This is a genomic window from Clostridium sp. HV4-5-A1G (assembly GCF_900184915.1).
Lineage (GTDB): Bacteria > Bacillota > Clostridia > Clostridiales > Clostridiaceae > Clostridium_B > Clostridium_B aromativorans.
This window is the reverse complement of record NZ_FXYI02000300.1, coordinates 1-2,374: the sequence shown is the minus strand read 5'-3', so window position 1 is coordinate 2,374 and position 2,374 is coordinate 1. Positions and strand designations below refer to the sequence as shown.

Below are 2,374 nucleotides of genomic sequence, written 5' to 3'. Positions count from 1 at the left end.
GAGGCAGCACCTGAAGTAAAGACGGAAGAAGAAAAAGCATCACCGCAGCAGGCAGCTGTCAGAGGTGAAAAAGCTGTTAAGATGTCTGCAATGAGGAAAGTCATTGCAAAGAGGATGAGTGAAAGCGTCAGCGTGTCACCTACCGTAACCTACAATATGACCATGGATACTTCAGAGCTGAAGAGATTGAAAGACAGCCTTAAAGACGTCTTCAAGGTGACCTATACGGATCTGCTCATAAAGATAGTCTCACAGGTGCTTAAAGAATTTCCACTGGCAAACTGTTCTGTAAATGGAGATACATTTATTTTGAAGGATTATGTGAATATGGGGGTTGCCGTTGCCCTGGATGACGGGCTTCTTGTTCCAGTGATAAAGGACTGTGACATAAAGGGGCTCAAGCAGATTACGGCCGAATTCAAGGATCTTGTAAAGAGAGCAAAGGAAAACAAACTTGGACCTGATGATCTGACAGGAGGTACATTTACCATAACGAATCTTGGAATGTTCGGCATAGATACATTCTCGCCTATTATAAACCAGCCCGAGGTAGCCATACTTGGAGTAAACAAGATTGCTGAAACACCGGTGGTGGAAAAGTGCCAGATAGTTGTAAAGCCGCTTATGAGTATGTCACTTACAGCGGATCACAGGGCCATAGACGGAGCCTATGCAGCTCGAATTTTGCAGAGAATAAAGCAGTATGTGGAAAAACCGGGACTGCTTATACTTTAGAACATGGGAGGTTTTTAAAAATGAGTTGTTTGGAGATAATGCCCAAGCTGGGCCTTACAATGACAGAAGGAATGCTGGCAAAGTGGCATAAAAATGAGGGAGAGAAAGTTGAAAAGGGAGAAGTTCTATTTGAAGTTGAAACGGATAAGCTTACGAACGAGATAGAGGCAAAGGAAAGCGGAGTAGTGAGAAAAATACTCGTAGAGGAAGGCGAGACGGTTAAATGCCTGACACCCGTTGCTGTAATAGCCGGTGAGAATGAAGATATTTCAGAGCTTTTGAAAGAGGCGGGAGCAGAGGGAAAAGATGAGGTAGAAGAAGCAGGAGAGCCGGAAGTCCGGGGCGATAAACGTGAGGCAGGCTCTAGAAATGTAGTTGTTATAGGTGGAGGCCCGGGAGGTTATATAGCTGCTATCCGTGCTGCACAGCTGGGGAATAAAGTAACCCTTGTTGAAAATGCAGAACTTGGCGGAACCTGCCTCAATGTAGGATGTATACCTACAAAGACACTGCTCCATTCTGCAGAACTGTTCAGTGAAATCAAAGACAGCAGAAATCTGGGAATTGATGTGGGCGAAGTGAGCATAAACTGGAAAAACCTTCAGAAGAGAAGAAAGAGAATAATAAAGAAACTTGTATCAGGAGTAAAAGGACTGCTTTCATATAACAAGGTAAATGTGATCAAGGGGTTTGCCAAAATGGAAACTAAAAATTCCATTGTAGTAACCAGAGAAAATGGAGAAGCTGAAAAAATAAGTTTTGACGATGCCATAATTTCCACAGGTTCTCTTCCCTTTGCACCTCTTATACCCGGAATAGGCCTTGAAGGTGTAGTGGACAGCACCGGTGCACTGGATTTTGAATCTCTTCCGGAGACAATAGTGATTATAGGCGGCGGAGTAATAGGCATAGAATTTGCAAGCCTGTTCAGTTCTTTTGGAAAGAAAGTGACCATTCTGGAAATGCTGCCGTTTATTTTACCGCCTATAGACAGGCAGATTTCAAATCTAATTGCCGATAAGCTGTCAAAAAGAGGAGTTACACTGAATACCGGATGCAAGGTAACTAAAATAGAAAAGGTAGAAAATGGACTGAAGGTTGATTTTACTAAAGGAGATGGCGTTTCAAGCGTGGAGGCCGAGAAAGTATTGGTAGCCATAGGAAGGCGTGCAAATACAGAGGGGCTTGATTTAGATAAAATTGGAGTAAAGGTGGAAAAGGGAAATGTATGTGTGGATGATCATATGAGAACTAATATAGAAAATATATATGCCATAGGGGACTGTACAGGGAAAATAATGCTCGCCCATGTTGCTTCCGAACAGGGTGTGGTGGCTGCAGAAAATATATCGGGTCAGAATGCAAAGATGGATTACAAGACCGTGTCCTCCTGTGTATATACAAAACCTGAGATAGCTGCCGTAGGGTATACTGAAGAACAGGCCGAAGAAAAAGGAATTGACTACAAAGTAGGTATTTTTCCCATGGGTGCCAACGGAAAGGCCATGATATCAAAGGAAACAGACGGTATAATAAAAATACTGGCGGACAAAAAAACAGAAGAAATCCTTGGTGTTCACATCATGGCACCCAGGGCCACGGATCTCATAGGGGAAGCTGCACTTGCACTGAGGCTTGA

Annotated in this window: 2 protein-coding genes; both read left to right on the top strand. The window is 43.3% G+C overall.

Going from position 1 to position 2,374, the window contains the following annotated elements:
* Positions 1–735 (top strand): dihydrolipoamide acetyltransferase family protein (locus J5G60_RS17980; protein WP_207876615.1); only part of this gene is annotated, 735 nt, incomplete at its 5' end.
* A gap of 20 nt (positions 736–755) precedes the next feature.
* A partial coding sequence (gene lpdA, locus J5G60_RS17975; RefSeq protein WP_207876613.1) for a dihydrolipoyl dehydrogenase occupies positions 756–2,374 on the top strand: 1,619 nt, incomplete at its 3' end.